Below are 24,536 nucleotides of genomic sequence, written 5' to 3' on the forward strand. Positions count from 1 at the left end.
AAGACACCATGGCCTTAGCGATGCTAAGGAGGTAGGTGGAGGATGCGACTGACGAGAGCCTTACTGGCATGCGGTGCTGTCGCCGGCCCGCTGTTCATCGTTCTGGTTCTGATCCAGGACTACACGCGTCCCGGCTTCGACCCCCGGCGGCAGCCGCTCAGCCTGCTGAGCCTGGGCGACCTGGGATGGATCCAGATCGCCAATTTCGTCATCACCGGACTGCTGTATGTCGCGTCCGCAGTCGGGATGCGGCGCGTGCTACATCCCGGCCGCGGCAGGACGTGGGGACCGCTGCTGATCGGCGCCTTCGGAACCGGCCTGATCACCGCGGGGCTCTTCCGCACCTCCCCCGGCTGGGGCTATCCACAGGGGGCGCCGACCGGAGTGCCCACCGACGTCAGCGTGAGCCACGTGCTGCACGGCGCCGGCTTCTTCATCGTGTTGATCTCGCTGATCGCGGCCTGCTTCGTGTTCACCCGGCGGTTCGCCGCACTGGGCGAGCGGCGATGGGCGGTCTCCTGCGCCGTCACCGGGGTGGCGCTGCTCACGATCTATGTGCTTTCCGGCGTGCTGTCAGAGCGCGGCGAGAACCCACAACCCCTGAGCCTCCTGCTTCGCCTCCTGGCCTTGGTTGGCTGGGGGTGGGCTTCACTCCTGGCGGTACGGCTGCGCCGGGAAACCGCGGGCAGTCAGAAGTCGTAGCGGTGGTAGCCGGCAGCCGTGGCCTCCGCCTCCGTACAGAAGAACGACCCATCCAGCGGCGTCACCGAGTAGTTGGAGCCGCCAGGGACTTGATAGCTCATCGCCGCGGCGAAGTCCGTCGCGACAACGGGCAGCCCACCGCACCTCACCACATGAAGCGGGTAGCTCGCCATCACCTGGATGAACGGCGTGACGAGCGCGATCAGATAGACGGCGACCGCGGCTCGCCACGCCCCGCCCTGTCACGCCGTTTCAGCATCCGGCCACCTGTGTCACAAAACCGCTGCCGGCCGACAGTCACACCTCATGCGATGTCAGCAGGCCCGCGCCCAAACCGATGAAGGTCAGAACTCGCTGAGCTCGAAGACCCCGATGCCATCGGCCGAGGTGCCCTGGCTCGGTGACGTCTGGTTGAGCGACGCCTCCACAGCCACCCACCCGTGGAAGCCACCCGCGTTGTCGATGATGCAGCATGGGCGATGGAGCACTTGCTCACCGACTTCGGCCACACGCTCAACACCGCGATGGGTCCGCTCGGCGAGTGGGGCGAAGAGCTGTGGGCGTGGCATCGGATACCTCATTCGTGGGCGGACAAGCCGGACACGAAGATCGTGGCAATCCGGATGAGGGACTTACGGAGGGCGGCCTCGTCGAGGTCCGGCTCCTTATAGCCGGGGGCGTCGCGGATGCCGCCGCCGGTGTTCGTGCCGTCGTAGGTGAACTGGATGAGGTACTCGCCAGCCAGGACGTGGACTCGGTCGGCGACGGCGAACGCTCGGTCCCCGAGGCCGGTGAGGTGCTTGACGGGCGCGCTCTTGGCGTAGGCTTCGGCCTCGTTGTCGAACAGGGTCTTACGATTCCGGTGGTCGCGGTCTCCGAGGTTGTCGACGTAGATGCGCAGATCTCCGCAGCGAGGGGCCATGTCCTCAAGTTGGATGACTCCGAGGCCGCAGTAGCCGACTGTCTGCACGACCTCGGCTGTCTGCCAGACCCTGTCGCGGATTTGCCAGGTGCAGGTGGTGTCGTCAGCGTCGCCGCTGCTACCCACTTCCGCGACGGAGGGGAAGAAGGCCGAGGTGACGTCGGCGGCGGAGATGGCCCCGCACAAGCCGCTGTCACTGGGGACAACGGTGCTGGGATCCTTGGCCATTTCCGCGGTGAAGACCTCGGCGACCTGGTTCGCGCCGCGGCGAAGCTCGGCTTCGGAGGGTAATTTGTCGTTGCGCTCTTCGCCTCGGTATCTGATCGAGATCAGCCAGGGCCCCTGCCGGATGTGCATATGGACGTAGCGAGAGCCGGACCGGTCGGACTGGCCGATCGTGGTCCCCGTCAGGCTGTACGCGGCGTCGCCGTGATCCGCTGCCACGGGAGTGGTGTATGTCCAGCCGAGGACGTCCGGCTTCTCGGCCAGTTTCGCGTCCTCCGCCTTGCTCTTGTCGAACTCCTGCTTGGCGTGGTCGGTCGCGGTCTGGGTGACAGTGCCGTAGGCCTGGACGGTTACGCGCAGCGAGCGAGAGGCGCCAGAGTACCATTCGCAATTCCCCCAGACCTGGGTGGCGCTCGCGACATTGTTGCTCCAGTCGATCTCGTCGCTGAGCGTGTCGCCGGAGACCAGGGACACCCGGAGTGTCTTGGGGACGGCCGCGCAGACCTGGGCCCCGGTGATGGGGCGAAGCTGGTCGGGGATGACGGGAGTGGGGGTCGGGCTGACGGTCGCCGCGGTGGGGGTGGGGGCCGCCGCCGGGGGAGTGACGGTGCAGGCGGCCAGTGTGGTCGCGAGCAGGAGGATGAGGGGAGTTCGCATCACAGCTACTTGAGGTCGGAGACGAAGGTCTTGGCCAGCCGCACGACGGCTGACTGCGCGACGGAGGACTCGAAGGCTGGGGCCAGGCAGCCGGGGCTACCGATGATGCCGCCGCCGGTGGTCGTACCTCGGTAGGTGAATTCGAGAATGCGGTCGCCGAAGAGGACCTCGACCAGGACCTCATGGCGCCGGGATCGGGCCGCACACGGCGGTGCTCACGAAGAACTCGTCCTTCTGCGGCGAATTCACCACTACACCGTTGGCGCTGAGGCACTAACCGAGGCGGTCCGCTAATTGGGCGGCGTACAGGCTGGCGGGCTGTAGACCCGTGCTATTGGTTCCCTCGATGTGGCCGGTGGGGATGTTGGACCACCAGTTCACGCCGGAAGCACCGCCCTTGGTGCCGATGGCGTAGTTCTGCGCGGTGGGGGGACGCTGGACGCAGGCGCGTCGGCCACTGTCGACCGTGCAGTTCCACAGGACACTGTGCGCCGACGACCAACCGTGATTGGAGATGTGGCCCCTGTTGTGCAGGTTCAGCACCCACGCCTTGTCACTGAGGGTGTCGATCTCCTTGATGTTGTCGAACAGCAGCCCGTGGGTCCAGCGTTGGTGGCCGCCGCTTTCTGTGTACCCGTTCTTGTTGTAGCCGTCCGCCCACACGCATCCGGAGGTCGTGGTGGCGCCGTTGGACACGAACGCGTGGCGTGCCTGCTCCGACCACAGATCACGGAAGAGCACCTGCTGGGACAGCAGCGCGGCCTGGAAGTTGTACCTGCGCTCTCCCACCAGTTTCGATCGCGGGTGACTTGCCCGTACCGACTGGACGGTGACGCGTGTGGCCCGCCTGCAAAGCACCCCGGAGTAACTGAACTGCAGCAACTGGCAGTCCTTGACCCAGGCGTCCTCCACGCCGTCGAGGATCACGCAGGACATCTGGTGGTTCTCGTCCTCCGCGGGTGGCGACCCCATGGTGACGCGAAGGTTCTCCACACCCACGTTTCTGATCAGGCCCGCCTGGGTCCACACGTGCGCGTACGACTGGCTCAACGCACGGTCGAGGTGGTTGAACACCGGTGCGCAGACCCTGATCATGTTGCCGTCGATCGCCTGGATGTAACGGCTGTAGATGATCGGCCGCGAGCCCACGGGCCACGGTTCGCCCTGGCCGCCCTTGAGGGTACCGCCGCCATCGATGGCCGCACCCCACGCCGCGGTGTGCGGGTGGGTAATGATCAAATTGTCGCCCACCCTGAGGTTGGACGCGTCGGCCACTTGAAAACTGCGGCTGCCGACGCGCACCAGACCCGTCACGATGTCGGTCCTGGTGCCCGGCTTCTGACTGTTCCAGTTGGCGACGCCCCCGCCCACCTTGATGACTGTCTCCACAGAACCGGAGCCAGTCCCGATGATCACGGTGTCCACGGCAGGATCGCCCCATTTCCCTGAGCCGCGCAGCACAACACCGCTGTGCCTCAGATGCAGCGTCCCCGACACCGGGTAGGTCCCCGGCTTGAGCCGCAGCGCGCCGCGAAAGCCAGCCTCGTTGAGCGGGCGCGACGCCACCTTGTCCAGGGCCTGCTGGATATGCGTCGTGTTGTCACCGCTGACCGGCCCGATCTCCAGCACCACGTCAACGTTCGGCAGCGCCACCTCCCCGTTGCGGTAGCCCGCCCAGCTGAAGTCGGGTATGCGGTTGCCCGCGCTGTCGACCCGATAGACGAGCCTGCCGTCAGAGCCCGGATAGACCAGTCGGGAGTGCCATCCGGCGCCTGTCTCGGCCGCCATGGCTTCGTCGGGAGCCAGCGCCCCCATGCCCACCGCCGCCATCGCCCCGGCGCTGCCGAGCCGGAGCACATCCCTGCGCGACCACCGGTCGCCGTCGGCCTTCATGAACAGCTGACCCTAGGGACACGCGGTATGTCCGCGGTATGTTTGCGTCGATCGACGATGTCATCAACCCGGAGCCATGCGGACCGGGAGCCGTCCACACGAACCGGTAGGCTCCGGCACTGTGCGAGAGCTGCTCACTCCCCGCCTGGCGCTGCTCCCCTGGGAGCAACGGTTCAAGGAGGACCTCGTCCGGCTGTCCAGTGACGAGCGGGTCATGAAGTTCATCGGCAGCGGCCTGTGGAGCCGAGACTACGCTCTCCAGCGCCACGACCTCGCCATCGAGCAGTTGAAGCATCGCGAGTACGGATTGCGAGCCATCACCGAGCGAGCCGGCGGCGCGTTCCTCGGCCTGGTCTCCCTCTCCGACGGGCAGGCCCCCGGGCTCGCCGCGCCAGTGCTGGAGATCGGCTGGTGGATAGAGCCGCACGCCTGGGGCCGCGGCATCGCGACCGAGGCCGCGACGGCGGTGCGTGACGAGGCCTTCACACAGGCGCGTGCGTCGTCCCTGATCGCCACCTTCAACAGCGACAACGTACGGTCCGGACGGATCATGGAAAAGCTCGGCATGAGCCACACCGACGAGGTCACCGACCGGTACGGCCGGCCCGCCCGCATGTACGCCATGACCCGCGCCGAGTGGACCGCCATCACCGCCTCACGTACCTGACGTCGCGGCCAAGACGGCCCAAGGCGGCCAGCGTACGGCCGACCACAGCGGAATCTGAGTGGACGTTAGGTGCACGCCGCCGGTCCGGCTCGACACGAACGGTCTCAGCCCGCCGGCTCGACCGACCAGTGCGGGGCGGTGCCGTCAGGGCCGATCACGTTGATCGGGCGCCACGAGGCGCCCATGACGTGAGCGGAGTGACGGCGGTCTGCTCCTAGTGACGCGCTCAGGCCGCTTGGTGACGCGCTCAGGCCCGGAGCCGGGCAGCCGGTCAGCGGTGGTGCACTGATTCGACGGTGTGCAGGTGGGGGTCGACCTGGTCGACGATGGCGGAAGCCTGGCGCATGTGCACCTGGGCGGCGGGGTTGTCGAGCATGGCATGGAAAGCGTCCGCGGACTGCCACTGCGCGTAGTTGACCACGCGGGTGCCGTCGGTGCTGGCGTGGATGTTGGCGGCGATGAATCCGGGCTGATGCTGCATCACCTCCTCGGTGGCGCGCACCAGCAGATCGACCAGCCGCTGCTGGCGGTCGGCCTGGACGGTGAAAACGTTGATCAGCGTAGCGATCGGGGCGCCGGCGGTGATGGTGGTCGTGGCGGTCATGGCTGCTCCATATGTCAGGTTCCTTACACAGTCGATTATGTGTAAGGTTCCTGTCATGAGTCAAGAGGGCGTGAGCCGGCGCATCGGTTACCTGATCAAGCAGGCAGACCAAGCCTTCCGCCGCTCCTGCGAGGAACGCCTGCGGGAGCTGGGCCTCTCCATGTCCCAATACGCGGTGCTGCGGGCGCTGGCCGACGCTCCCGGGGCCCCGGCCGCCGAACTCGCCCGCCGTACCTTCGTCACCCGCCAGTCGCTACGGGACGTGCTCAGCGGACTCACCGCGGCCGGGCTAGCCTCCGTCGCCGCCCGACCGACCACAGGCCGCGCCCTACCGATCACCCTCACCGAGGCCGGCCAGACCCTCCTCGATCAAGCCGACACCATCGTGCTCGACGTAGAGGAACGCATGATCACCGGGCTTCCCCCCAGCGACGTACACAAGCTGGCCTCCCTCCTCACCGCCTGCACCCGAAACCTGACGTGACACCTGCACACACCAGGCGGCGCAGGATCAGAAGATCTTGGTGAGGACCCCGGACTCAATGACGATGAGGCTGCCGATGGTCATGAAGACGGCGGGCACGAGCCAGTGGCCGTACCGTTCGATCACGTCGATGATCTTCTTGTGGGAGCCGAGCCACGAGGCGGCCACGCACCATACCGCGACGCCGATGGCGAACACGGCGATGGTGACCAGGGTGGGTCCAGTGCCGATGGCGCGGAACACCGGGGTGTAGACCGAGATGTTGTCGGCGCCGTTGGCGATCGTCACCCCGGCGACCGACGCCATCCCGGACGCGACCACCGGAGAGGCATCCCCGCCGTCGCCGCGAGCCCGCAAGGCTGAGACCAGCACCTTGACGCCGAGCGCGAAGGGGACCACCCCCAGGAGGCCGACCCAGTCGTCGGGAACGATCGCCAACCCGAGTGCCGCAACGACCGACACCAGCACCAGAACTGCGATCCCGGCGTACTGCCCGGCCCAGATCTGCCACGGCCGCGGTCTTGCGCTCGCCCGCCAGGACAGGAACAGCACCGTCAGCACGATGATGTCGTCGATGTTGGTACCGGCGAACATTCCGGCCGCCGCCCCGATGGTTCCTGAAATCCCGCCCACGGCCCGCGAACTTACCCGACCGACGAAGCGCCTTCCCGCCCTGCCCACCACGATGGCCGAGGGTGCCGCCCGTAACAGTCCTATTCGACGCGTTCGGCGTTGGAGTCGTAGCCGCCCCCGCCCGGGTAGACCCAGGCTCCGATGAGGCTGCGGCCGTCGGGGCTGAAGGTGCCCTGGTAGTAGGCGGGGGACCCCCGTTCACCCGCCCAGATAGTGAGGGTGTCGCCCTCGAGTTCATAGGTGTAGTCGAGGGTGCTGCCGTCGTCACCGTAGTAGCGAGACTTGATGTCGGTACTGGGCTCGGCCATCAGCTTCCGTTCCCGGCCGATGATCTCGATGCCGTGGGTGTCGCCCAGCTCGACATCCTGCTGGAGGAAGAAGCCCTGGCCAAGGCACCTGACCTGCTGGTCTAGCGCAGCCACCGCAGAGCTGCGTCGGCGCAGTCCTCGGGGCTGCTGTTGAAGGCGATGGCTGCGTCGGGCGCGTGCTGCCGGACCAGGTTGACCACCTTCTCGAAGAGTTCGAGCAACGGCTCGTGCTTGCGGATGCCGCCCCCGATCACCACGCAGACGTAGTCTTTGCGGGTCAGCGCCTCCACGATCGTTCCTTCGGGGTTCTCGTCGAGTGCCACCAGGCACCAGTCGGCCTCGATATCGTGATCGTCGAAACCGGCCTGACCGCGTGCCATCGCCGCCTGGACCGGCTCCGGGTCCCAGCCCTCGATCTTGGCGGGATCGAGACCAACCACTAGTACTCGTGCCACTGTCATCCTCCTCCTGGCGGAACGTTTTCACGCCGGCGCGATCGTTGAAGGTGGCGCCTGGGTCCATCGACATTGTCGATCTCCTCCAACGGGCGCCACGTCATCCCGATCTTGCCACGCGTACTTCTCGACGTGCTCTCGTCAGAGTGACAGGACTTTGCGCCAGCCGAGGCCGAGGACTGGGCAAGCGCGACCGAGGAGCTGGACAAGCTGATGCGCCGGATGCGCTTGCCCTATATGCGCAAGGCGGCCCCGGACGGAATTGATCGGCCGCGCCGTGAACCTCGTCATCGCCGGCACCGCCGCCGCCGCGGTCGGGAACCGCACGGGTACGCTGCCCGCCTCCTTCACCACCCGCGGCGACGCCTCACCATCGGTTGCACGGCGACGGACGCCGAATCTTCAGGAGTGTCATCGGCGGCAAGGCGTCCAACGGCCGGATCAGGTGGCACGCCCAGCGGGTCCACCACATACACCGCCAACCTCAAACCGTCATCCACATCGAGAAGGGAGGCTCGCCGCGCTTGGACGTGGTGGGCAACCAGCTCGGCACCGATGATCTGAGCCGCTGTCGTCGGCAGCCGCGCCGCATCGGCAGGGCACAGGACGACCTGCTCAGTGTCGATGGCCATGCCGTACCGCTGCGCGGCACCGGCCATGTAACGGCGCAGCCGTGCCGTCTCCACGTACACGAAGAGGCGCTCCGCCGCCCCTGGGAACGCGGCGAGCCGGTAGAAGTCCTTGAGCACCTCCCCCAACGCCATCGTCCATGCCGCGTTCTGTTCGTTCGGCTCTCGTGGGAACTTGAACTCGACGAGCACAGGCGGGTGACCATCGGCCACCAGGTCGATGCGCGAGCCCTTGAGCACGGGATGCGGCGATTCAACACGAAGCGCGGCCGGATCAACGCCCGCATCCACTAACGCCCGCGCCGAGGCGAACCGCACGGTGTCCTCGGTGAGCAGCTGGCCCAGGCCCTTTCGCCGATGGGCACGAAGCTCGGCGGCAACTGCTTCCCACTCCGCACGCCCGGCTCTCCCGCCCACAGGGTTAATCTAACCCACCACTCGGCCATATCCCCGTAAAGGACGAACCCGTCAAGGGGACGTCGGCGGGCTTGGCGCCGACAGCCAGCAGGCGCTCGAGCTCTTCATCCTGGTCACGATCGGTGGGGTTCACGTCGATATGCAGCGGCAACGGAGACCGGCAGCGAAGTCCGTGAGGGTGCGGGAGAACAGCCCCGGGTGCTCGAGGTTCCACAGGTGGCCGGCGTCGGGCACCAGGCGCAGCTCCGCGCCGGGGACGGCGGCGGCGATCCGCCTGGCGTGGGCGATGTTGGGCCTGTCCTTCTCGCCGCTCAGCACCAGGGTCGGCACGCCGATCTCGCCCAGCCGGGGCAGCAGGTCGAGGCGACCCAGCTCGCGCAGCCCGGCCAGCAGGGTCCGCTTGCCGGCCCGGCGCAGGTCGTCCACGGCGGCGGCCTCGTGCTCAGGGCGGCCGCCCGAATACATGCCCTTGAACATCCCGGCCAGCACGTCGGCGGGCAGCAAACCCATGATGGCCCGCTGCACCGCGTCCGTCCTGGCCGGCCTGGCGGAGGCTCCGGAGACGACCAGCCCGGCCAGCCGTTCCTGGACGGCCAGTGCCGTCAGCAGGGCGATGGTGCCGCCGCCGGAGATGCCGACCAGGTGCACGGGCTCGGGCTGCGCGGTGATCACCTCACTGATGGCGGCGGTGGCGCGGTCAAGGGTCAGCGGGCCGGGGGTGTCGCCGTGGCCGGGCAGTTCGGGGGCGACGATCCGGTGTTCGGCGCCGAGGGCGTCGATCTGGGGTTGCCAGGCGCGGGGCCCCGATCCGAAAGCATGGATCAGTACGAAGGCCGACATGGTTGCTCCAAGTCTTGAGGTGCGGAAATATGCTGACCGGCGCCGGACATGGTGCGCCTGCGGATCGGGCCCGCGATGAGGAGCGCGCCCAAGGCCGAGAGCGCGCCGACGAGGCCGATGACGTTCCACAACACCTGCGGCCCCAGCGGGAGCAGCGCGGTGCCGAGCACTGGCGCGACGACCGCGCCCGCCGCCCAGCTCATGCCGGAGACGCCGGCGTAGGTGCCCTGCCGTTCCGGAGGTGCGAGTGCCGCCACGATCGTGGGAAGGGTGCCTGCGATGACGATCTCCCCGGCGGTCCAGACCGCCACCGTGAGCGCGAGCCCGCGCACGTCGTGCACGAGCGCGGTGAGTGCGAAACCCGCCGCCACGAGCGCGGTGCCGGAGGCCAGGACACGGCAGGGATCCCGCCGCGCCAGCCACGCTCCGGTCAGCGGCTGAACGGCGATGATCAGGATGCCGTTGAGCGCCATGGCCAGGCCGAAGTGCGTACGGCTGACGCCCTGCCCGGCCATGGCCAGCGGAAGGGTGGTGAACGCCTGGGCGTACAGCACGCCGTAGGCCATGGTGACGGCGCAGACCGCGAGCATCAGCCGGTCCCGCCGTACCGCTCGCAGGCCCGCAGCCGACGCGGGTCCCGCGCTGGGGCGGGACTCGGGCACGGTACGCCACACCACGGCGGCGAAGACCACCGCGACGGCCGCGTTCACGCCGAAGATCGCATGCGTGCCCTGATCGGCGAGCCGGCCGCCCACGACCATCGCGACGGAATAGCCGAGGTTCACCGCCCAGAAGAGCAGCCCGTACGCCCTCGGGCGCAGCGCGTACGGGACGAGGTCGGCCACCATCGCCTGCGAGGCCGGACGGTACGACTCGATGGTCAGCCCGAGCAGGAACGCGGTCGCCGCCACGATGGGGAACCCGCTCGCGGCGCCGAGGCCGACCATCGCGGCGGAGGCGGCGAGCATGCCGCCGGTGAGTGTGACCCGGCGGCCGAACCGGTCGGCCAGCCAGCCGGCGAGCACATGGGACAGCAGCGAGCCGGCGCCGAAGGCCGTCATGACGGCCCCGGCCTGCGGGAGCGTGAAGCCCTGGACCTGGACCAGGTACACCGACAGGAACGGCTGCACGATCGCGCCGGTGCGGTTGATGACGGTGCCGAGCCAGAGCATCCAGAACGGGCGCGGCAACGACAGCGGGCCCGGAGGCGCCGGGGACGTCCGCGAGGTGAGGACTGCCATGGCGTTCATGGTTGACCCGGGGACCTGGAACCCCTAAATGTTTAATCCGTGGCTGAATCCTCGTTATCCTCATTCGCCGAGTTCGACTTCACCTCTGTCGATCTCGCCAGGGTGAGGTTCGCCTTCTCGCCGGTGTCCGAGGCGGTCGCGAGCCTGCGCGTGTTGCAGGACCCCAGCAGGCAGGCGATGCACCTGCCGTGGATCCGGGCGGTCCGTCCCCGGCTCGCCGGGCTGGATCTGCGGCTGCTGTTCGCGCTGGTCCCGCTCGGCCCGTACTTCGCCGACTTCCTGACTCCCCCGCCCGCCACCCCGTTGCCGGACATCGCCGCCGAACTGGAGCTGGTCGGCGCGGCCGACCTGGACGAGGCCGTCTCCGAGGCCCGGCGGCTTCCCGGCGCCGACAGCCCGGTGGTGCGGGAGTTCCTCGACGACCCGGCGGCCGGTGTCGCACGGGCGGTCGCCGAGCTGCGCCTGTACTGGGACGCGGCGATGGACAGATTCTGGCCGCAGATCCGCGGGCTGTTCGAGTCGGAGGTGCTGCGCCGTTCCCGGCAGCTGGCACGTGACGGCGCCGGTTCGATGTTCAACGACCTACACGAGAACATCACCTGGAACGAGGGCCGCCTTCGCGTGCGGACCCGTGCCTGGCGGCGCAGCGGGCCGATCAGCGGCGACGGCATGATCCTTATCCCGAGCGTCTTCCACTGGCCGAACACGACCGTGATGGCCGAGCCGTACCAGCCGAACCTGGTCTATCCCGTGCCCGGCGTCGGCACGATCTGGTCGCAAGGGGCCGTGCCCACCCCCGATGCGCTGGACGCCCTCATCGGAAGGACCCGCGCCCGGATCCTCGTCACCCTCAGCGACGCGGCCACGACGACCATCCTCGCGCGGCGGCTGGCCATGGCGCCCGGCGCGGTCAGCCAGCACCTGGCGGTGCTGCGACGGAGCGGCCTGATCACGCGACGCCGCAGCGGTCGCGAGGTCTTCTATGTACGATCCCAGCTGGGCGACACGCTCTGCGCCGCCTCCTGAGACCCACCTTCGCATTCCTATCGGTTGACCGTCACCGCGTGTATCTGCGGATGCGGTAGCACAGCCCGGACGTCGAGGACTGCCAGCCTCTGTCCTCGGCCACTTTCCACCTCGGGTCCGGTATCGGGGCGTAGGTGTCGCCGTCCACCGTCGTGTCGACTTCAGTCACCCAGAGCGTCGTGGCATATGCCAAGGCCGCACGGTAAATTTCCCCGCCGCCGATCACCCATGCCGCAGCAGAGGCGGCCGGCTCCAACGGCTCCGTTGCGAGTTCCAGCGCCTTGGCGATGGACCCGGCACGTTCCGCGCCTTCGGCCACCCAATGCGGATCGCGAGTCACCACGATGTTGCGCCTGCCGGATAGCGGGCGGAATCGCGAAGGCAGTGAATCCCACGTTTTGCGTCCCATCACCACTGGATGGCCGAGGGTGGTCGCCTTGAAATGCGCCATGTCCTCAGGCAGTCGCCACGGAATCGCGTTATCCGCGCCGATCACGCCATCGAGGGTCTGCGCCCAGATCAGCCCGACGTTCACACCGCGACCGGGGCTTTGATGGCCGGGTGGTGCTGGTAGCCGAGCACTTCCACATCGGAGTAGGCGTAGTCGAAAAGTGAGTCGGCTCGGCGCAGACGCAGCTCGGGGAACTCGAACGGCGTACGCGAGAGCTGCTCGGTCACCTGCTTGACGTGGTTGTCGTAGATGTGGCAGTCGCCGCCGGTCCAGATGAAGTCGCCCGGCTTGAGACCGGCCTGCTGCGCCACCATGTGCGTGAGCAGGGCGTAGCTGGCGATGTTGAACGGCACACCGAGGAACAGGTCCGCGCTGCGCTGGTACAACTGGCAGGAGAGCTTGCCGTCGGCGACGTAGAACTGGAAGAAGGCGTGACATGGCGCGAGTGCCATCTTGGTCAGCTCGGCGACGTTCCAGGCGGAGACGATCATCCGGCGGGAGTCCGGGTCGCGGCGCAGAGTGTCGAGAACGTCGCTGATCTGGTCGATGTGCCTGCCGTCCGGGGTGGGCCAGGCGCGCCACTGCACGCCGTAGACCGGGCCGAGGTCGCCGTTCGCGTCGGCCCATTCGTCCCAGATGGTGACGCCGTGTTCATGCAGCCAGCCGACGTTCGAGTCGCCGCGCAGGAACCACAACAGCTCGTACACGATGGACCTGAGGTGCACCTTTTTGGTGGTGACCAGCGGGAACCCCTGTGAGAGGTCGTAGCGTAGTTGGTGCCCGAAGACACTTCGGGTGCCGGTGCCTGTCCGATCGGCTTTGGCCGTCCCAGAGGTGAGTACCAGCCGCAACAGGTCTTCGTACTGAGTGTCCGCCACGGCTGTCGAGTCTAGTGGCCACCCACAAGGGGGCGTTCGACGGTCATGTCTCCACGGTATGCGGGGCACCGGCGTGCGAGGTTGACCCTGCGTCAGGGTCAACCCATCGCGGCGGTATGACCTCCCCGCACACCTGACGGATGTGACATCGAGGCATGCTGTGGTCGCGAGTCGCAGTGCGCCATCCCGGTCGAGCTGGGTGCCCAAAATCAGGTTTCCGTCAAATGGGGGGAAGTCCAGTCACCAGGCAACGGGGCCAAGGCGATCGATGAAGATCCCGGTCGGCCCGTCGGCGTCGATCATCGCGAGTTTGACGATCGGGTCCGTGCCTTCGGTGACCGTCAGCTGGCCGGTGTGATTGTTCATGTCGGTGGCGGTGAATGTGCGGTTGGCGACTTCTCCGGGAGTGACGAGATTGAATTTGATCTTCGGGAGCGCCTGGGCGTACCGGACGGTGATCATGTTCAGCGCCGCTTTCGACGAGGTGTAGGCGAGCTCGTGCATTGTGGAGACGGGCTGCTCCGGATCGGTCACAACCGCGAAGGAACCGCCGCCGCTGGACACCATCACCACCCGCGGATGGTCCGCCGCCTGCAGCAGGGGAAGGAACGCGTGCGTGACCCTGATCGGTCCGTACACGTTGGTGTCGTAGACGGAATGCACCTCATCAGCCGTCGCGTCCGCGGGCGCCATGACCTTTCCCGGCGTGCCGGCGTTGTTGATCAGCACATCCAGCCGGTCGGTGTGCTCCCGGACGAGCCGTACGGCGTCGGTCACTGACTCGTCCGAGGTCACGTCCAGCGGGACCATGACCACGTTCGCGCCACCGGCCGTCAGCTTCGCGGCAGCCGCCCGTCCTCGCCCTTCGTCACGCGAGCCGAGGAAAATCGTCCAACCCAGTTCCCCGAGCCGCCGGGCCGCCTCAAAGCCGAGCCCCTTGTTGCCTCCGGTGATCAGCACCGAGGTCTGTTCCGAGTTCGTCATGCCCTCTGAGACGAGATGCCCCGATCGGCTGTGACACGGTGTGAGCGGCCTCACAATCGCGACCCAGTGGCTGGTACAACCGGCGGGGGCGGAGGGCGTGGTGATGGACGGCCTGGATGCGATGTCGGTCGGTGAGGCGGTGGCCTCGGCTGGGCCGGACGACGTCGTCGCGCAGAGCCACGCCTACGGCACGGCATCCGGCAGGGTGGATAGGTGGAGACCCAGGAGGACCCGCCGGACCCGGAGGAGGGTACGGCGGCGGGCGCCGGGGCGGCGGCGATCCGCCAGGTCGAGCTCATCCACAAGCGGCAGTACCGGCTACTCCTCCTGGGTGCATCTGGACGACGCGGCAAGTGCCACGGTCCTGGCGGTGGAGCAGAACGCCAGAGGAGGCTGTGACAATGATGACTGAGGGGCGCGGCTTCTCCAACGCCAAGGCCAAGCGGGAGCTCGGCTGGCAGCTGCGCTATCCCTCGTGGCGGCAGGGTTTCAAGGAGGAGCCGGTATGAGCAGGGCCGAGGAGTTTCAGGAGCTGCGGCCGCTGTTGTTCTCGATCGCCTACCGGATTCTGGGCAGCGTGAGCGAGGCCGAGGACGCGATCCAGGAGACCTGGCTGCGCTTCGAGGCCTCCCCGACCGAGCCCAGGTCGGTCAAGGCGTTCCTGTCGGCCACCGTGACCCGGATCTCGATCGACGTGCTGCGCTCGGCCCGCGTCCGGCGGGAGGAGTACGTCGGGCCGTGGCTCCCCGAGCCGCTGCTCGCCGACCCTTACCAGGACCCGGAGCGGTCGGCGGAACTGGCCGACTCGTTGTCGATGGCGGCCCTGGTGCTGCTGGAGCGGCTGTCGCCGCTCGAGCGGGCGGTCTTCGTGCTGCGGGAGGTGTTCGACTTCAGCTTTCCCGAGGTCGCGTCGGCCGTGGAGCGCTCGGAGGCGGCTTGCCGCCAGCTGGCGGTGCGGGCGCGACGCCATATGGCCGCAGGCCGGCCCCGCTTCGAGACGGACCGCAGACGGCGAGAAGAACTGGCGTCGCGGTTCCTCGACGCCCTCCGCGAAGGCGACGTCGCCGGCCTGCAGAACCTGCTGGCTGCCGACGTATCGATGGTCGGCGACGGCGGCGGCAAGGCCCCGCAGCTGGCCAAGGCCGTCATCGGCGCCCAGAACGTGGCCCGGCTGCTCGCCTCCGTCTTCCCCCGGATGGCCCTGATCGGCGTGACGGGCGAGCCGCACGAGGTCAACGGCCAGCCGGGCGCGATCTTCCGCGACAGGGACGGCAAGGTGCTCCACACCCTGGCGCTCGATGTACTCGACGGGCAGATCCAGACGATCCGCGCGGTGATCAACCCAGACAAGCTGAGGCACGTGGGCCCAGTGGCGGACGCCTGGGCAATCGATCGCGAAGTAAGACAGGCACGCCGACCCACGGAATAGTCCTCGATGTCCCGGCGGGTGACGCTGCCGTGTCGTGAAAAGGGGGGTCGCGCCCCGCCGTAGTCGGAGCGCTCATTACCGCCGCCCGCCGAACTCCCAGTCGTGGACCTCGATGTCGGCGTACCGGTCCAGGGTCAGGACGGCGCGTGCCGCATCCGGGTCCGGCGCCCGGACCAGCAGCGCCGTCCCCAGCCAGGTGGTGCCGTCGTCGGACAGCAGCGGCCCGTACGCGATCAGCTCGTCCCGGCCGGGCGGCGGGACAAGGTCGGCAGCCTGCCCGGAGCCGAGGCCCAGCACCAGATACCGGTTGCCGCCGTCCCGGCCGCCAGGAAAATCCCACATAGTGCGCCCCAGCACGTTGCGCCATCGGCGCAACAGCACGTCCCGGTACACACCGGCCTGGTAGCTGGGCTCGTCGAAGACGAACGCACGCGCAGTGGCGAGATCTGGCAGGTCGACGATGTGCACGCTGCCGGTGGCCGTGTCGCTGCCGCGGGCGAAGGTCGGGCCACGGGCGATCATCTCCGCCGCGTACCGGTCCATGTAGGACCAGTGCTCTTCCAACAGCTCGTCGCGCAGCGCCGCGGAGTCAGGCCGATCGCGGTGATAACAGAAGAACTCCATGCCGAGAGTACCTACCATGGACCGCGGCGACATTTTGGCCATCCGAGCCATCGGCGATCCTTCAGCCTGCACCAGGGTGGAAGCTCGCAGGAGACCGCGCCGTCACCACCGACCCCGAGGGCGCCGACCTGGGGACTGGCCGACGCCGACGAGTCGGAGGGCTACGACCGGACCACCTGCCCGCCAAGCAAGTGGAGCTGATCCGTGCCACCGCCGCAGCGGCTCGCCGTGCGCTGGATGCTGTAGCCGTCCTCGGCGGTCAGCCGCACGTCCACGTGCTGACCGGCCACGTGAGCGGGCCAGCCGGGCACCTCCATGCGGAGCGTGCAGGCGGTGTCGGTCTCCCTGCGCACCTTGGCCAGCCGGGCGGCCCGCCAGCTCAGGCCGCGCATCGGGCGCGCCACTAGTCGCCTTCGTAGCGCTGCTCGCGCCAGGGGTCGCCGTAGTTGTTGTAGCCCGCGGTCTCCCAGAAGCCGGGCGAGTCGTCGTTCAACAGCCGGATGCCGCGCACCCACTTGGCTGACTTCCAGAAATACAGGTGGGGCACCAGCAGTCGGGCCGGACCGCCGTGGACAGGCGCCAGCTCCTCGCCGTCGAAGCGGTGCGCGATCCACGCCTGGCCGTCGAGCAGGTCTTCGAGCGGCAGGTTGGTGGTGTAGCCGCCGTAGGAATAGATCAGCGCGTACTCGGCGGCAGTCTCCACGTCCTCGAACAGCATGTCGAGCGAAACGCCCGCCCAGCTGGTGTCCAGCTTGGACCATTTGGTGACGCAATGGATGTCGACCGTAGGAGTCTGGCTCGGCAGCGCCATCAGCTCCTGCCAGGACCAGCGGTGGGTCTGGCCGAACTCGGTGTCGATGGCGAACTCCCACTGATCCAGCGGGATCCGCGGCGTCGGCCCCGCCGACAACACGGGAAAGTCCTCGACCAGATACTGACCGGGTGGGAGCCGGTCGCCGCCCTCTCTGGGCCTGCCGCGAAAGCCGCGCGAGACGATGGCCACGGAAGCCTCCTTCAGCGACGGGTCAATCTGGTCCTACCACCATGCCCCCGCCCGTGATCCACATGTCTCAGCAAAGGATCTTCGGGCAAACCTGTGAAGAGACGCTGACCTGCACACAGCTTGTCCGGGCACCTGCGCGAGCGGACTCGGTTGGACTGGCTGGTGGTGGTGGACCCGGCGACTCGCCGCAGTGAGTTCGACCGTATCGAACCCCGGCGCAGGTACGTTTCGTCCTATCCGATATTCCACCGCTCGCGAGGACCTGTCATGCAGGCCATCACGGTCCGAGACCGCGCCGCCGGTCTGGGTGGGCTTTCCCTGACGGAAGTGCCGTACCCCCACGCCGCCGAGAACGACGTCATCGTGCGGGTGCATGCTGCGGCGTTCACCCCCGCTGGCCGACGACCGACCCGGCCCGCGACGGCTCGCTGGCTGAGTACGTGGCGGTGGAGGCCCGCAACCTCGCGCCGCTGCCGGCCGACGTCGACCACACCGTGGCCGCCGCACTGCCGATCTCAGGGCTGACCGCATGGCAGGGGCTGTTCGACCACGGCCGCCTCACTGCCGGCCAGACCGTCCTGATCCACGGCGCCGCGGGCGGTGTCGGTTCTCTTGCGGTGCAGCTCGCACGCGAGGCAGGAGCCCGAGTGATCGGCACCGGCAGGGCCGGCGCCAGGGACACGGCTCTCGGGCTCGGCGTGAATGCCTTTCTGGACCTGGAGGCCGATCGTCTAGAAGATGCCGGTCAGGTCGACGTGGTGCTCGACATGATCGGCGGCGACATCATGGACCGCTCGGCTGCGCTGGTGCGCGCCGGCGGCACGCTCGTCGCCATCGCCTCGCCACCCACGGTCCGGCCCCGAGACGGGCAGGCGATCTTCTTCGTCGTCGAACCCGATCGCGCCCGGCTCGCGGACCTGGCCCGTCGGCTCCGGGACGGGCGGCTCCGCCCGAACGTCGGGTCCGTGCGGACGCTCGCCGAGGCGACGTCGGTGCTCGCGGCCGCCCAGCGCACCCCCGGCAAGACGATCATCCGGGTCGCGGAAGGCGAATAGCCGGCTACGTGCGCGGGGCTGTGGAACCTCCAGGCAGGTTCAGTTGCCGGCGACGGGGTATCGGCTCGTGATCGCCACGCGGTTGAAGGCGTTCATCACGGTCGACAGCCAGGCGACCGCCGAGACCTGATCCTCGGAGAGCACTGCGGCGGCCGCCGCGTAGTCATCATCGCTCACATGACCATCCGACACCCGTGTGATCGCCTCGGTCAGGCGCAGGGCGGCGCGCTCGATCTCGGAGTAGTAGCCGGTCTCTGCCCACGCCGGCAGCACGGCGAGGCGGTCTGGGTTCTCGCCCTTTTTGAGCGCGTCGCGGGTGTGCATTCGCAGGCAGAACGCGCAGCCGTTGATTTGAGACGTGCGGATCTTCACCAACTCGACCAGGAGCGGGTCGAGACCTGCCGCTGCGGCGCTCTCCTCCGCCGCCGTCGACAAGGCGATGAGAGCCTTGTAGCCGGCCGGATGCTGCTTGCCGATGTTGACGCGTTGCTGCTCAGTCACGGGTTTCACTCTAGGCCGCGTGAACTGCCGCCTCTGCCGCACGGCAGGGTCGCCGCGCAGTTCGTCGCGGCGCGGTCTTGGGCGGCTCGACCTGCGCCTGAACAGACCATCGCCAAGGCTTGAATTCGCCCTCGGTAGCCGTCGAATTGCCTGGGCAGCGTATTCGAGCAATTCCACTCCGCCTGATCGACGCCCCATGCCGGGGTAAGCGCTTCGGCTGTGTCCGGTGGTGTGGCGAGTCGGAGCAGCGAACCCCTAGGTCCGGAAGCTGAGAGGCCTCGCGATCGCCCTGTCCGCCTCAAAGTCCAAGCGGGATAGGAGAGTTGTCATGATCCGACGACGGTTTACCGGTGGCTTTCTGGCTGCCGGCATGGTGGCTGCGGCCGCCGCGTGCGCTCCCATAACAGAGCGTGCGACAGGCAAGGTGCAGGTTGCCGCCGAGGTGCCGGTTGCCGCCACGGTTTCGCAACCGCCGTCCGAGACGCTCTCGCCTCTGTTGGAACAGGCGCTTCCGAATGTCAAAGGCAAGACGTTCACCTCCGCGATCGTAGATTTCCCGCCAGGTTCACGTGCGGTGCCGCATCGGCACGGCGAGGCTTTCGTGTACGCCTACGTGCTCGAAGGCACTTTGCGTAGCCAGATCAGTGGCGAGCCGGTGCGCACTTTCCACCAGGGCGAGGACTGGGTCGAGCCGCCGGGCGCCCACCATGTGCTCACGGAAAACACCAGCCGGACAAAATCGGCGAAGCTGCTGGTCGTCTTCATCTCCAACACAGGAGACAAGATCAAGGTCGATGACCCGCCGGGGTAGGGCATCGGTTACACAACCGGGGTAGTAGGAATTGCGGATTGCTCAACGGAAATTCACCGCCCTGCCCGATCGGAATCACCGGCCACGCGTACGACAGCGCCGATCAGGCGAGGTTGAGCGTGACACTCGATCTGGCGGTGCGCGAGGTGCACTCCGGCGAGATCGACCGGCACCTGCGGCGGTTTCGTCGACTGGTTCGCCGCTGGCCTGGGTCATGACGGGATCTCTGCCATCATCCCGCGCGAGCACCGGAGAATCTGATGTCGTACGACAACCTGCTGATCGTGCTGGCCGTAGCCGCCGGCGTCCCGTTCCTCCTCGCCACGGTGCCCCGGCTACCCGTACCCGGCGCGGTCCTTGAGATCGTGGCAGGTGTCGTCCTTGGCCCGGCAGTGTTGAACGTGGTGACGGCAGACACCGCCGTCCAAACGTTGTCGATCATCGGCCTGGGCTTCCTTCTCTTCCTGGCCGGACTTGAGATCGACATCCGACACCTGCGCGGTCCGCGGGCGGGACTGGTCAGTGTCGGCCTCGTCGGCACGGTCGCGCTGGCCGCAATCGTCGGCTTGTTGTTTCACGCAGCGGGACTGGTCGAGAGCCCACTGCTGATCGGCACTGCTTTGGTGGCCACGTCACTTGGGTTGCTGGTTCCCATCTTGAAGGACGTCGGCGCGATCGACCGGCCGGTCGGCCAGCTGACCATCGGCGGAGCCTCGGCCGGTGAGATCAGCGCTGTGGTGCTGCTATCGCTGTTCTTCTCCGAGCATTCGTCGGCCCCGGGCTCCAGGCTGCTGCTGCTCCTCAGTCTTGCCGGGCTGGCGGTACTCATTGTGCTGGCGTCGATCCAGGCGGGGCACTCCATGTGGCTGTCCCGAGCCGTGGAGAAGCTGGCGGACACAAGTGCGCAAGTCCGGGTCCGCTTGTCGATGCTCCTCGTCGTCGGGCTGTCTGCGATGGCCTTGCATCTCGGCTTCGAGGCCATCCTCGGTGCCTTCGTCGCGGGAGCCGTGCTCCGGTTGATCGACCCAGACACGGAACGGACCCACCCGCAGTTTCACATCAAACTCGAGGGTCTGGGGTACGGATTTCTCGTCCCGGTGTTCTTCGTGACGAGCGGCATCCAGTTCAATCTCGGCGCCCTGTTCGCCGACGCTGAGACGGTGTTGCGGGTGCCGATGTTCCTGGCCGCGCTTCTCCTGGTTCGCGGACTTCCTGCACTGGCCTACCGCGCTGCCGGTCTCTCCCGCGCGGAGGTCATGGCCAGCGGGCTCCTGCAGGCCACATCACTGCCGGTGATCGTGGCCGCGGCAACGATCGGCCTGAAGCTGGACGCCATCCGTCCGGAGAACGCCGCCGCGCTGGTGGCAGCGGGCCTCCTGTCAGTGGTTGTGTTCCCCTTGATGGCCTTGCGGCTGCTGGGCCGTTCCCATCCACCCACGCCGGCGGCGCCCGATCAAGTCGCCTAGCCCAGGGCGTTGACGTGCCTGGTGTCGCGGTGAGGCGGTGGGCAGGACCGGCCGGTCGCCGCCCTTGAGTACCACCCTTTGCGGGGCGCCCGCACCCAGTGGATCGATCGGCGCGCCCGACGCCGGCGATCAGGCCAAGCCCACGCCGGCCAGTGTGCGCTGAACGCGCCGATCGGGTACGGATCCCGATCGGCGCGTCGCGGACGGCAGGCGGCGGTATCAGCCCAGATGCCGGGCGAAGAACTGCAACGCGCTGTCCGCCTCGAAGGCCGGCACGTCCCCGTGCTTGCCGGGATTGGCGTGCAGCGTCTTCTCAGCCGAGGCCAGGGCGTCGAACAGTGCCAGGGCCTCCTCGCGCGGCACCCGCTCGTCGTCCCACTGCATCAGGAACTGCACGGGGACGGTGACGCCGGCGGCGGCCTCGGCCGAGGCCAACGACGTCCCGTTCAGCCCCAGCACCGCCGTACGGATCCGCGGTTCGGCGGCGACCAACGGAATGCCGAGAGCGCAGCCCAGCGACATGCCCCAGTAACCCACTGGGCCCAGATCCCCGAGCGCGTCCAGGACCGCGCGCCATTCCGGGACGGTCTGGGCGGCCAGCAGCGTGTGGAGCTCGGCCAGCAGCGGGACCGGGTCGCCCGCGTCGGCCATGCAGGCCCGCATCTCGGTGATGATCCGGTCGTGTTCGGCGCTCTTGGGCCGGTCGCCGTGAGCCGGGGCGTCGATGGCCGCCGCCGCGAAACCGCACTCGCCCGCCAGCCGGAGGGCGCGGCCCACGACACCAGGAGCCTGCTTGTGCTGTCCGCCGCCGTGTCCGATGAGGATCAGGGCGCAGGGTTCAGCGTCTTCCGGAGTCCACAGCACGCCGGGGATCTCGTCGAGGGTGAAGGATCGTTCGGTGACGCCGTCGGTCGACGTCTGCGAGGTGAAGCGCATGCGCGTTTCAAGCCTTTCGGGATGCCTTGTGCGGGCGCTCCCTAGGCGATACGCGGGAGGGAGCCCCGACCTGTCACAGCGTTGATCGGTCTCACCTCCTCCGGGTCGATACGGTTCACTTTGGTACCAAACGTATCACAACGGGCTTTACTTACTTCCCGCCAGGGCAAATGTTGTCCGGCACTACTTCTGCGGATCCAGCAATGAAGGAGGACCGGCTAAAGGTGTTCCGCGGGGATCGCTTCGTATTCTTTGCGGAGGGTCTCGAAGATCGGATGGTCTGCGTGCAGAGCGACGTCGTCGATGACGCTGATGGGGCGCACGCCGATCGCGGCGTTGGTGGCGAAGGCAGCCTGCATCCTCGGGATGTCGTCGACGTGTATGGGGACCGTGCTCGTCCGGTCGTGGACCTGCTGGAGCAGCCGCATGGTGATTCCCTCCAAGATGTCGCCGCTCGGCCAGACGACCCGTTCTCCGTCGTAGAAGCCGACGTTCCAGGTCGTCCCTTCCGCGACGAGGGACGCCTGGTCGATGAGCAGCGCGTCATCGAATCCGTCGAGCTGAGCCGTCCGGCGGTTACGCAGCACGCCGAACAGGCCCACGTTCTTCACCTGCGGTAGATCACGCTGGTATCTGACCGTCTGAACGCGTATCGGAGACAGCGGTAGGGAGCCTGTCGGCCGGGTGGTGATCAGGATCCGAGGGTGCGCCGTAGCGCCGGGATGGCTCAGCTCCAGGTCGGGGTCGAAGACGGTGACTCGTACGATGATCGAGCCGTCCACGTCTTCTACTGCTTGCCGAACGTACTCACGCACCCGTTCATGATCCAGGTGAGCTGCGAAGATGAGGCGACAGTCACGATCAAGTCGATCGAGATGGTGCACGAGGCCACGGACGCGCCCATTTTCCACACGCATCGTGGTGAAGTGGCCGTAGTTGACGAACCCCAGGGCTAGGAGTGTGTCGTGGGAGACAGGTGCACCATCGAGTAGCGCCATGGCGCGAGTATGACACTGCCGCGAGAGCCTGAAGTATTTCGCCATGACGTTCGTCGGGGGCGCGTTGACGTTCGGGTTCGCGGCCTTGCCAGTTATGTCCCCTGCGCGGTTGGGCGGCACGTGGGGTGAAGCGCTGCCGAGCAGATACCGGCGTTGCTCGCTCAGATGCCGATGAGCCGGACACGGTCGCCGCACAGCCGGGCCATGTCGTCGACATCGGAGGTCAGCATGGCCACCGGACCTGGCTGGCGCAGTGCCACCTCGGCGACCGTCGCGTCGATCGCGTACTTGTGGCCGTGCAGACCTGCGGCCTTGAGCAGACCCGCGGACGCCCTCGCCGCTGCCTCGGATACGGGCTCAACCTTGACACGGGAGAGCACCCACTGCAGCCGAGGCATGTTCATCCGCGTGTGGCTGACTTCCACGATGGTGTTGGCGCCAATGACGAAATCGGCACCCATGGTATGGAACACCTGGAACATCGCGAGAATCTTGCGGTCCTGCGCGATCCAGGCGGAGAGCCCCTGGGAGTCCAGGACGACGGTTTCGACGTGCTCGATCACGCCACGCTCGCCGAACGACCGGGGTCCGCCGCCCCGAAGATCCTGGAACGAGCCTGAGCCAGCTCCTCCTCGGTGAACTCCCCATGCTCCTCCTGGTGACGCAGCAGGTCGTTGCCGAGGAGTTGGTGCCGCAGCTGGCGTGCCACCGCCTCTGCGACATAGCCGGAGATGTTATCGGTGAGCTTCCTGAGTTCGGCTACCTGGTCATTCGGGAGTGTCACCGTGATGCGTGTCGTATCCGCCATGAAGCAAGCATACTACGGTATGCACATCGGCTCCGCTCCAGCCGTACCTCCGCCATGGATCGCCGGCCTCTCGCGCGATGAACCGGATGGTCCAGTCGAAGAGTCAGCCCGATGATGTCCAGATCTTGTCCGGGCCACCTGAGCCGAGGCCGCCGACCGGATCAGGCGGACTTGGCGGCCCAGGCGAGGGCCAGGCCGCCGAGGAGTGCCGCGGGCTGGTGGGGCGTGAGCAGTACGGCGACCAGCGCGGCGAGGGCGAGAAGGACGCACGCTCCTCGGGAGATGCCACGACGCCTCCAGCCGGCGCCCGCGATCGCGGCGAAGCCCACTCCGCAGAGCAGCATCTTCGGGATCAGACCCACGAACGCCAGCAGGCCAGGACCCTCCCACTGGGCATCGGTGACCGTGCCGGCCATGTCGGCGCCGAACGTCGCCATCGCCCATGCGGCCGCGGCGAGAAACGCGCAGCCCAGACCCGCGGTGATAGTGGCCCATCGGGGAAGTTTGGCGGGCCCGGAGAATGCGGGCAGCGCGAGGGCGAGCGTGATGAAGCCGATTGTGATCAGCACGTTGGCGGTGACGCAGAGCGGGCTGCGGACGGCCTCGCGGCCGCTGAGGTCCGCCAGCAGGAAGAAGCTGGAGATGTACGCGGCCGCGCCGGTCGCGCCGACGAGACCGCCTGCGACGACGGCGAACTGGGGTGTGAGGACGCGGCTTGACGAGGCTTGCGAATCGTACGAGGAGGCAGTCGTGGACATCGGTTTTCCTTCGGAGTGAGCGATCGGTGGTTGCCGTCAGCCAGAATGCGCGTCGGCGGCGTCGAGGTCAGCGGCCTGCGGGCTGATCGGGGTGTTCCCCTTGTGGGCGGACGCGGCGGGTG

At 67.7% G+C, this 24,536-nt stretch carries 32 protein-coding genes and 1 pseudogene; 9 read left to right on the top strand and 24 right to left on the bottom strand.

Annotation, left to right across the window (positions count from 1 at the left end; all coding sequences use genetic code 11):
• Nucleotides 1-42: 42 nt before the first annotated feature.
• Nucleotides 43-702, top strand: coding sequence for a DUF998 domain-containing protein (locus ACTWPT_RS07575; protein ID WP_443176522.1), 660 nt, complete (start codon nt 43-45; stop codon nt 700-702).
• Here ACTWPT_RS07575 and ACTWPT_RS07580 read toward each other — a convergent pair.
• From ACTWPT_RS07580 to ACTWPT_RS07595, 4 genes are all read right to left on the bottom strand, one after another.
• Complete coding sequence (locus tag ACTWPT_RS07580) at nt 690-875, bottom strand: hypothetical protein (RefSeq protein ID WP_443176523.1); 186 nt, start codon at nt 873-875, stop codon at nt 690-692. The two genes, ACTWPT_RS07575 and ACTWPT_RS07580, sit on opposite strands and share 13 nt — an antisense overlap.
• A 171-nt stretch (nt 876-1,046) precedes the next feature.
• A complete protein-coding gene (locus ACTWPT_RS07585; protein WP_443176524.1) occupies nt 1,047-1,271 on the bottom strand; it encodes a hypothetical protein in 225 nt (74 codons plus the stop codon).
• Nucleotides 1,272-1,279: 8 nt separating this feature from the next.
• Nucleotides 1,280-2,506 carry a hypothetical protein gene (locus ACTWPT_RS07590; RefSeq protein WP_443176525.1) on the bottom strand — a complete coding sequence of 409 codons (1,227 nt, stop codon included), beginning with the start codon at nt 2,504-2,506 and terminating at the stop codon, nt 1,280-1,282.
• A 273-nt stretch (nt 2,507-2,779) separates the two neighbouring features.
• The gene (locus tag ACTWPT_RS07595) at nt 2,780-4,399 is read right to left on the bottom strand and encodes a hypothetical protein (protein ID WP_443176526.1); all 1,620 of its coding nucleotides are present in this window, start codon (nt 4,397-4,399) and stop codon (nt 2,780-2,782) included.
• Nucleotides 4,400-4,520: 121 nt separating this feature from the next.
• Here ACTWPT_RS07595 and ACTWPT_RS07600 point away from each other — a divergent pair, with 121 nt between their 5' ends.
• The gene (locus tag ACTWPT_RS07600; RefSeq protein ID WP_443176527.1) at nt 4,521-5,066 is read left to right on the top strand and encodes a GNAT family N-acetyltransferase; all 546 of its coding nucleotides are present in this window, start codon (nt 4,521-4,523) and stop codon (nt 5,064-5,066) included.
• 271 nt (nt 5,067-5,337) lie between these two features.
• On the opposite strand, the gene ACTWPT_RS07605 is transcribed toward ACTWPT_RS07600, so the two are convergent.
• Complete coding sequence (locus tag ACTWPT_RS07605) at nt 5,338-5,670, bottom strand: antibiotic biosynthesis monooxygenase family protein (RefSeq protein WP_443176528.1); 333 nt, start codon at nt 5,668-5,670, stop codon at nt 5,338-5,340.
• 55 nt (nt 5,671-5,725) lie between these two features.
• Between ACTWPT_RS07605 and ACTWPT_RS07610 the strand changes: the two genes are divergently transcribed.
• Nucleotides 5,726-6,154: a MarR family winged helix-turn-helix transcriptional regulator gene (locus ACTWPT_RS07610; RefSeq protein WP_443176529.1), complete on the top strand. Its 429-nt coding sequence runs from the start codon at nt 5,726-5,728 to the stop codon at nt 6,152-6,154.
• A gap of 27 nt (nt 6,155-6,181) precedes the next feature.
• Here ACTWPT_RS07610 and ACTWPT_RS07615 read toward each other — a convergent pair whose 3' ends face one another.
• The 7 genes and pseudogenes from ACTWPT_RS07615 to ACTWPT_RS07645 form a co-directional block, all read right to left on the bottom strand.
• Nucleotides 6,182-6,787 carry a cadmium resistance transporter gene (locus tag ACTWPT_RS07615; RefSeq protein ID WP_443176530.1) on the bottom strand — a complete coding sequence of 202 codons (606 nt, stop codon included), beginning with the start codon at nt 6,785-6,787 and terminating at the stop codon, nt 6,182-6,184.
• Between the two features lie 80 nt (nt 6,788-6,867).
• On the bottom strand, nt 6,868-7,209 hold the full coding sequence (locus ACTWPT_RS07620; RefSeq protein ID WP_443176531.1) for a hypothetical protein: 342 nt from the start codon (nt 7,207-7,209) through the stop codon (nt 6,868-6,870).
• The gene (locus tag ACTWPT_RS07625) at nt 7,197-7,556 is read right to left on the bottom strand and encodes a hypothetical protein (protein ID WP_443176532.1); all 360 of its coding nucleotides are present in this window, start codon (nt 7,554-7,556) and stop codon (nt 7,197-7,199) included. Before ACTWPT_RS07625 ends, ACTWPT_RS07620 begins: the two co-directional genes overlap by 13 nt.
• Before the next feature lie 341 nt (nt 7,557-7,897).
• Complete coding sequence (locus ACTWPT_RS07630; RefSeq protein WP_443176533.1) at nt 7,898-8,596, bottom strand: hypothetical protein; 699 nt, start codon at nt 8,594-8,596, stop codon at nt 7,898-7,900.
• Nucleotides 8,597-8,642: 46 nt separating this feature from the next.
• Nucleotides 8,643-8,741: pseudogene (locus ACTWPT_RS07635) on the bottom strand (VOC family protein); the annotation flags it as partial.
• Nucleotides 8,726-9,436: an alpha/beta fold hydrolase gene (locus ACTWPT_RS07640; RefSeq protein ID WP_443176534.1), complete on the bottom strand. Its 711-nt coding sequence runs from the start codon at nt 9,434-9,436 to the stop codon at nt 8,726-8,728. The pseudogene ACTWPT_RS07635 and the gene ACTWPT_RS07640, both read right to left, overlap by 16 nt.
• A complete protein-coding gene (locus ACTWPT_RS07645; protein ID WP_443176535.1) occupies nt 9,418-10,677 on the bottom strand; it encodes an MFS transporter in 1,260 nt (419 codons plus the stop codon). Before ACTWPT_RS07645 ends, ACTWPT_RS07640 begins: the two co-directional genes overlap by 19 nt.
• A gap of 48 nt (nt 10,678-10,725) precedes the next feature.
• Here ACTWPT_RS07645 and ACTWPT_RS07650 point away from each other — a divergent pair, with 48 nt between their 5' ends.
• Complete coding sequence (locus ACTWPT_RS07650) at nt 10,726-11,712, top strand: DUF5937 family protein (protein WP_443176536.1); 987 nt, start codon at nt 10,726-10,728, stop codon at nt 11,710-11,712.
• 31 nt (nt 11,713-11,743) lie between these two features.
• Here the strand turns inward: ACTWPT_RS07650 and ACTWPT_RS07655 are convergent, their stop codons facing one another.
• The 3 genes from ACTWPT_RS07655 to ACTWPT_RS07665 all read right to left on the bottom strand — a co-directional run bounded on the left by ACTWPT_RS07655 (nt 11,744) and on the right by ACTWPT_RS07665 (nt 14,025).
• A complete protein-coding gene (locus ACTWPT_RS07655) occupies nt 11,744-12,247 on the bottom strand; it encodes a dihydrofolate reductase (RefSeq protein ID WP_443176537.1) in 504 nt (167 codons plus the stop codon).
• On the bottom strand, nt 12,244-13,041 hold the full coding sequence (locus tag ACTWPT_RS07660; RefSeq protein WP_443176538.1) for a thymidylate synthase: 798 nt from the start codon (nt 13,039-13,041) through the stop codon (nt 12,244-12,246). The genes ACTWPT_RS07655 and ACTWPT_RS07660 overlap by 4 nt, the downstream gene beginning before the upstream one ends.
• A gap of 240 nt (nt 13,042-13,281) precedes the next feature.
• A complete protein-coding gene (locus ACTWPT_RS07665) occupies nt 13,282-14,025 on the bottom strand; it encodes an SDR family oxidoreductase (RefSeq protein ID WP_443176539.1) in 744 nt (247 codons plus the stop codon).
• A gap of 213 nt (nt 14,026-14,238) precedes the next feature.
• Between ACTWPT_RS07665 and ACTWPT_RS07670 the strand changes: the two genes are divergently transcribed.
• Nucleotides 14,239-14,424, top strand: coding sequence for a hypothetical protein (locus tag ACTWPT_RS07670; protein ID WP_443176540.1), 186 nt, complete (start codon nt 14,239-14,241; stop codon nt 14,422-14,424).
• 106 nt (nt 14,425-14,530) lie between these two features.
• Nucleotides 14,531-15,454, top strand: coding sequence for an RNA polymerase sigma-70 factor (locus ACTWPT_RS07675; RefSeq protein WP_443176541.1), 924 nt, complete (start codon nt 14,531-14,533; stop codon nt 15,452-15,454).
• Between the two features lie 75 nt (nt 15,455-15,529).
• On the opposite strand, the gene ACTWPT_RS07680 is transcribed toward ACTWPT_RS07675, so the two are convergent.
• The 3 genes from ACTWPT_RS07680 to ACTWPT_RS07690 all read right to left on the bottom strand — a co-directional run bounded on the left by ACTWPT_RS07680 (nt 15,530) and on the right by ACTWPT_RS07690 (nt 17,081).
• Nucleotides 15,530-16,096, bottom strand: coding sequence for a YciI family protein (locus tag ACTWPT_RS07680; RefSeq protein ID WP_443176542.1), 567 nt, complete (start codon nt 16,094-16,096; stop codon nt 15,530-15,532).
• Nucleotides 16,097-16,239: 143 nt separating this feature from the next.
• Complete coding sequence (locus tag ACTWPT_RS07685; protein WP_443176543.1) at nt 16,240-16,470, bottom strand: hypothetical protein; 231 nt, start codon at nt 16,468-16,470, stop codon at nt 16,240-16,242.
• An 11-nt stretch (nt 16,471-16,481) separates the two neighbouring features.
• Nucleotides 16,482-17,081, bottom strand: coding sequence for a sulfite oxidase-like oxidoreductase (locus tag ACTWPT_RS07690; RefSeq protein ID WP_443176544.1), 600 nt, complete (start codon nt 17,079-17,081; stop codon nt 16,482-16,484).
• Between the two features lie 440 nt (nt 17,082-17,521).
• Between ACTWPT_RS07690 and ACTWPT_RS07695 the strand changes: the two genes are divergently transcribed.
• Nucleotides 17,522-18,136, top strand: coding sequence for an NADP-dependent oxidoreductase (locus tag ACTWPT_RS07695; RefSeq protein WP_443176545.1), 615 nt, complete (start codon nt 17,522-17,524; stop codon nt 18,134-18,136).
• A 39-nt stretch (nt 18,137-18,175) separates the two neighbouring features.
• Here ACTWPT_RS07695 and ACTWPT_RS07700 read toward each other — a convergent pair whose 3' ends face one another.
• A complete protein-coding gene (locus tag ACTWPT_RS07700; RefSeq protein ID WP_443176546.1) occupies nt 18,176-18,637 on the bottom strand; it encodes a carboxymuconolactone decarboxylase family protein in 462 nt (153 codons plus the stop codon).
• Between the two features lie 328 nt (nt 18,638-18,965).
• Here ACTWPT_RS07700 and ACTWPT_RS07705 point away from each other — a divergent pair, with 328 nt between their 5' ends.
• Nucleotides 18,966-19,448: a cupin domain-containing protein gene (locus ACTWPT_RS07705; RefSeq protein ID WP_443176547.1), complete on the top strand. Its 483-nt coding sequence runs from the start codon at nt 18,966-18,968 to the stop codon at nt 19,446-19,448.
• A gap of 260 nt (nt 19,449-19,708) precedes the next feature.
• Nucleotides 19,709-20,914: a cation:proton antiporter gene (locus ACTWPT_RS07710; protein ID WP_443176548.1), complete on the top strand. Its 1,206-nt coding sequence runs from the start codon at nt 19,709-19,711 to the stop codon at nt 20,912-20,914.
• A 219-nt stretch (nt 20,915-21,133) separates the two neighbouring features.
• Here the strand turns inward: ACTWPT_RS07710 and ACTWPT_RS07715 are convergent, their stop codons facing one another.
• The 5 genes from ACTWPT_RS07715 to ACTWPT_RS07735 form a co-directional block, all read right to left on the bottom strand.
• Nucleotides 21,134-21,850 (bottom strand): alpha/beta hydrolase, encoded by a 717-nt coding sequence (locus ACTWPT_RS07715; RefSeq protein WP_443176549.1) that lies wholly within the window; start codon nt 21,848-21,850, stop codon nt 21,134-21,136.
• Nucleotides 21,851-22,068: 218 nt separating this feature from the next.
• Nucleotides 22,069-22,893 (bottom strand): aminotransferase class IV family protein, encoded by an 825-nt coding sequence (locus tag ACTWPT_RS07720; protein ID WP_443176661.1) that lies wholly within the window; start codon nt 22,891-22,893, stop codon nt 22,069-22,071.
• Between the two features lie 116 nt (nt 22,894-23,009).
• Nucleotides 23,010-23,411: a DNA-binding protein gene (locus tag ACTWPT_RS07725; protein ID WP_443176550.1), complete on the bottom strand. Its 402-nt coding sequence runs from the start codon at nt 23,409-23,411 to the stop codon at nt 23,010-23,012.
• Entirely contained in the window at nt 23,408-23,656 is a 249-nt protein-coding gene (locus ACTWPT_RS07730; protein ID WP_443176551.1) for a hypothetical protein, read from the bottom strand. The genes ACTWPT_RS07725 and ACTWPT_RS07730 overlap by 4 nt, the downstream gene beginning before the upstream one ends.
• Nucleotides 23,657-23,817: 161 nt before the next feature.
• The gene (locus ACTWPT_RS07735; protein WP_443176552.1) at nt 23,818-24,414 is read right to left on the bottom strand and encodes a hypothetical protein; all 597 of its coding nucleotides are present in this window, start codon (nt 24,412-24,414) and stop codon (nt 23,818-23,820) included.
• Between the last annotated feature and the right edge of the window lie 122 nt (nt 24,415-24,536).

Source organism: Nonomuraea sp. 3N208 (genome assembly GCF_052245935.1).
Taxonomy (GTDB): domain Bacteria; phylum Actinomycetota; class Actinomycetes; order Streptosporangiales; family Streptosporangiaceae; genus Nonomuraea.

Excerpts from the sequence above, each read along its gene's own strand:
- ACTWPT_RS07705 (WP_443176547.1), top strand. The coding sequence starts at position 18,966 with ATGATCCGACGACGGTTTACCGGTGGCTTTCTGGCTGCCGGCATGGTG.
- ACTWPT_RS07580 (WP_443176523.1), bottom strand. The coding sequence starts at position 875 with ATGGCGAGCTACCCGCTTCATGTGGTGAGGTGCGGTGGGCTGCCCGTT.
- ACTWPT_RS07595 (WP_443176526.1), bottom strand. The coding sequence starts at position 4,399 with ATGAAGGCCGACGGCGACCGGTGGTCGCGCAGGGATGTGCTCCGGCTC.
- ACTWPT_RS07605 (WP_443176528.1), bottom strand. The coding sequence starts at position 5,670 with ATGACCGCCACGACCACCATCACCGCCGGCGCCCCGATCGCTACGCTG.
- ACTWPT_RS07730 (WP_443176551.1), bottom strand. The coding sequence starts at position 23,656 with ATGGCGGATACGACACGCATCACGGTGACACTCCCGAATGACCAGGTA.
- ACTWPT_RS07735 (WP_443176552.1), bottom strand. The coding sequence starts at position 24,414 with ATGTCCACGACTGCCTCCTCGTACGATTCGCAAGCCTCGTCAAGCCGC.
- ACTWPT_RS07585 (WP_443176524.1), bottom strand. The coding sequence starts at position 1,271 with ATGCCACGCCCACAGCTCTTCGCCCCACTCGCCGAGCGGACCCATCGC.
- ACTWPT_RS07590 (WP_443176525.1), bottom strand. The coding sequence starts at position 2,506 with ATGCGAACTCCCCTCATCCTCCTGCTCGCGACCACACTGGCCGCCTGC.
- ACTWPT_RS07715 (WP_443176549.1), bottom strand. The coding sequence starts at position 21,850 with ATGCGCTTCACCTCGCAGACGTCGACCGACGGCGTCACCGAACGATCC.
- ACTWPT_RS07675 (WP_443176541.1), top strand. The coding sequence starts at position 14,531 with ATGAGCAGGGCCGAGGAGTTTCAGGAGCTGCGGCCGCTGTTGTTCTCG.
- ACTWPT_RS07665 (WP_443176539.1), bottom strand. The coding sequence starts at position 14,025 with ATGACGAACTCGGAACAGACCTCGGTGCTGATCACCGGAGGCAACAAG.
- ACTWPT_RS07625 (WP_443176532.1), bottom strand. The coding sequence starts at position 7,556 with ATGACAGTGGCACGAGTACTAGTGGTTGGTCTCGATCCCGCCAAGATC.
- ACTWPT_RS07645 (WP_443176535.1), bottom strand. The coding sequence starts at position 10,677 with ATGGCAGTCCTCACCTCGCGGACGTCCCCGGCGCCTCCGGGCCCGCTG.
- ACTWPT_RS07685 (WP_443176543.1), bottom strand. The coding sequence starts at position 16,470 with ATGCGCGGCCTGAGCTGGCGGGCCGCCCGGCTGGCCAAGGTGCGCAGG.
- ACTWPT_RS07710 (WP_443176548.1), top strand. The coding sequence starts at position 19,709 with ATGTCGTACGACAACCTGCTGATCGTGCTGGCCGTAGCCGCCGGCGTC.
- ACTWPT_RS07640 (WP_443176534.1), bottom strand. The coding sequence starts at position 9,436 with ATGTCGGCCTTCGTACTGATCCATGCTTTCGGATCGGGGCCCCGCGCC.
- ACTWPT_RS07610 (WP_443176529.1), top strand. The coding sequence starts at position 5,726 with ATGAGTCAAGAGGGCGTGAGCCGGCGCATCGGTTACCTGATCAAGCAG.
- ACTWPT_RS07680 (WP_443176542.1), bottom strand. The coding sequence starts at position 16,096 with ATGGTAGGTACTCTCGGCATGGAGTTCTTCTGTTATCACCGCGATCGG.
- ACTWPT_RS07575 (WP_443176522.1), top strand. The coding sequence starts at position 43 with ATGCGACTGACGAGAGCCTTACTGGCATGCGGTGCTGTCGCCGGCCCG.
- ACTWPT_RS07720 (WP_443176661.1), bottom strand. The coding sequence starts at position 22,893 with ATGGCGAAATACTTCAGGCTCTCGCGGCAGTGTCATACTCGCGCCATG.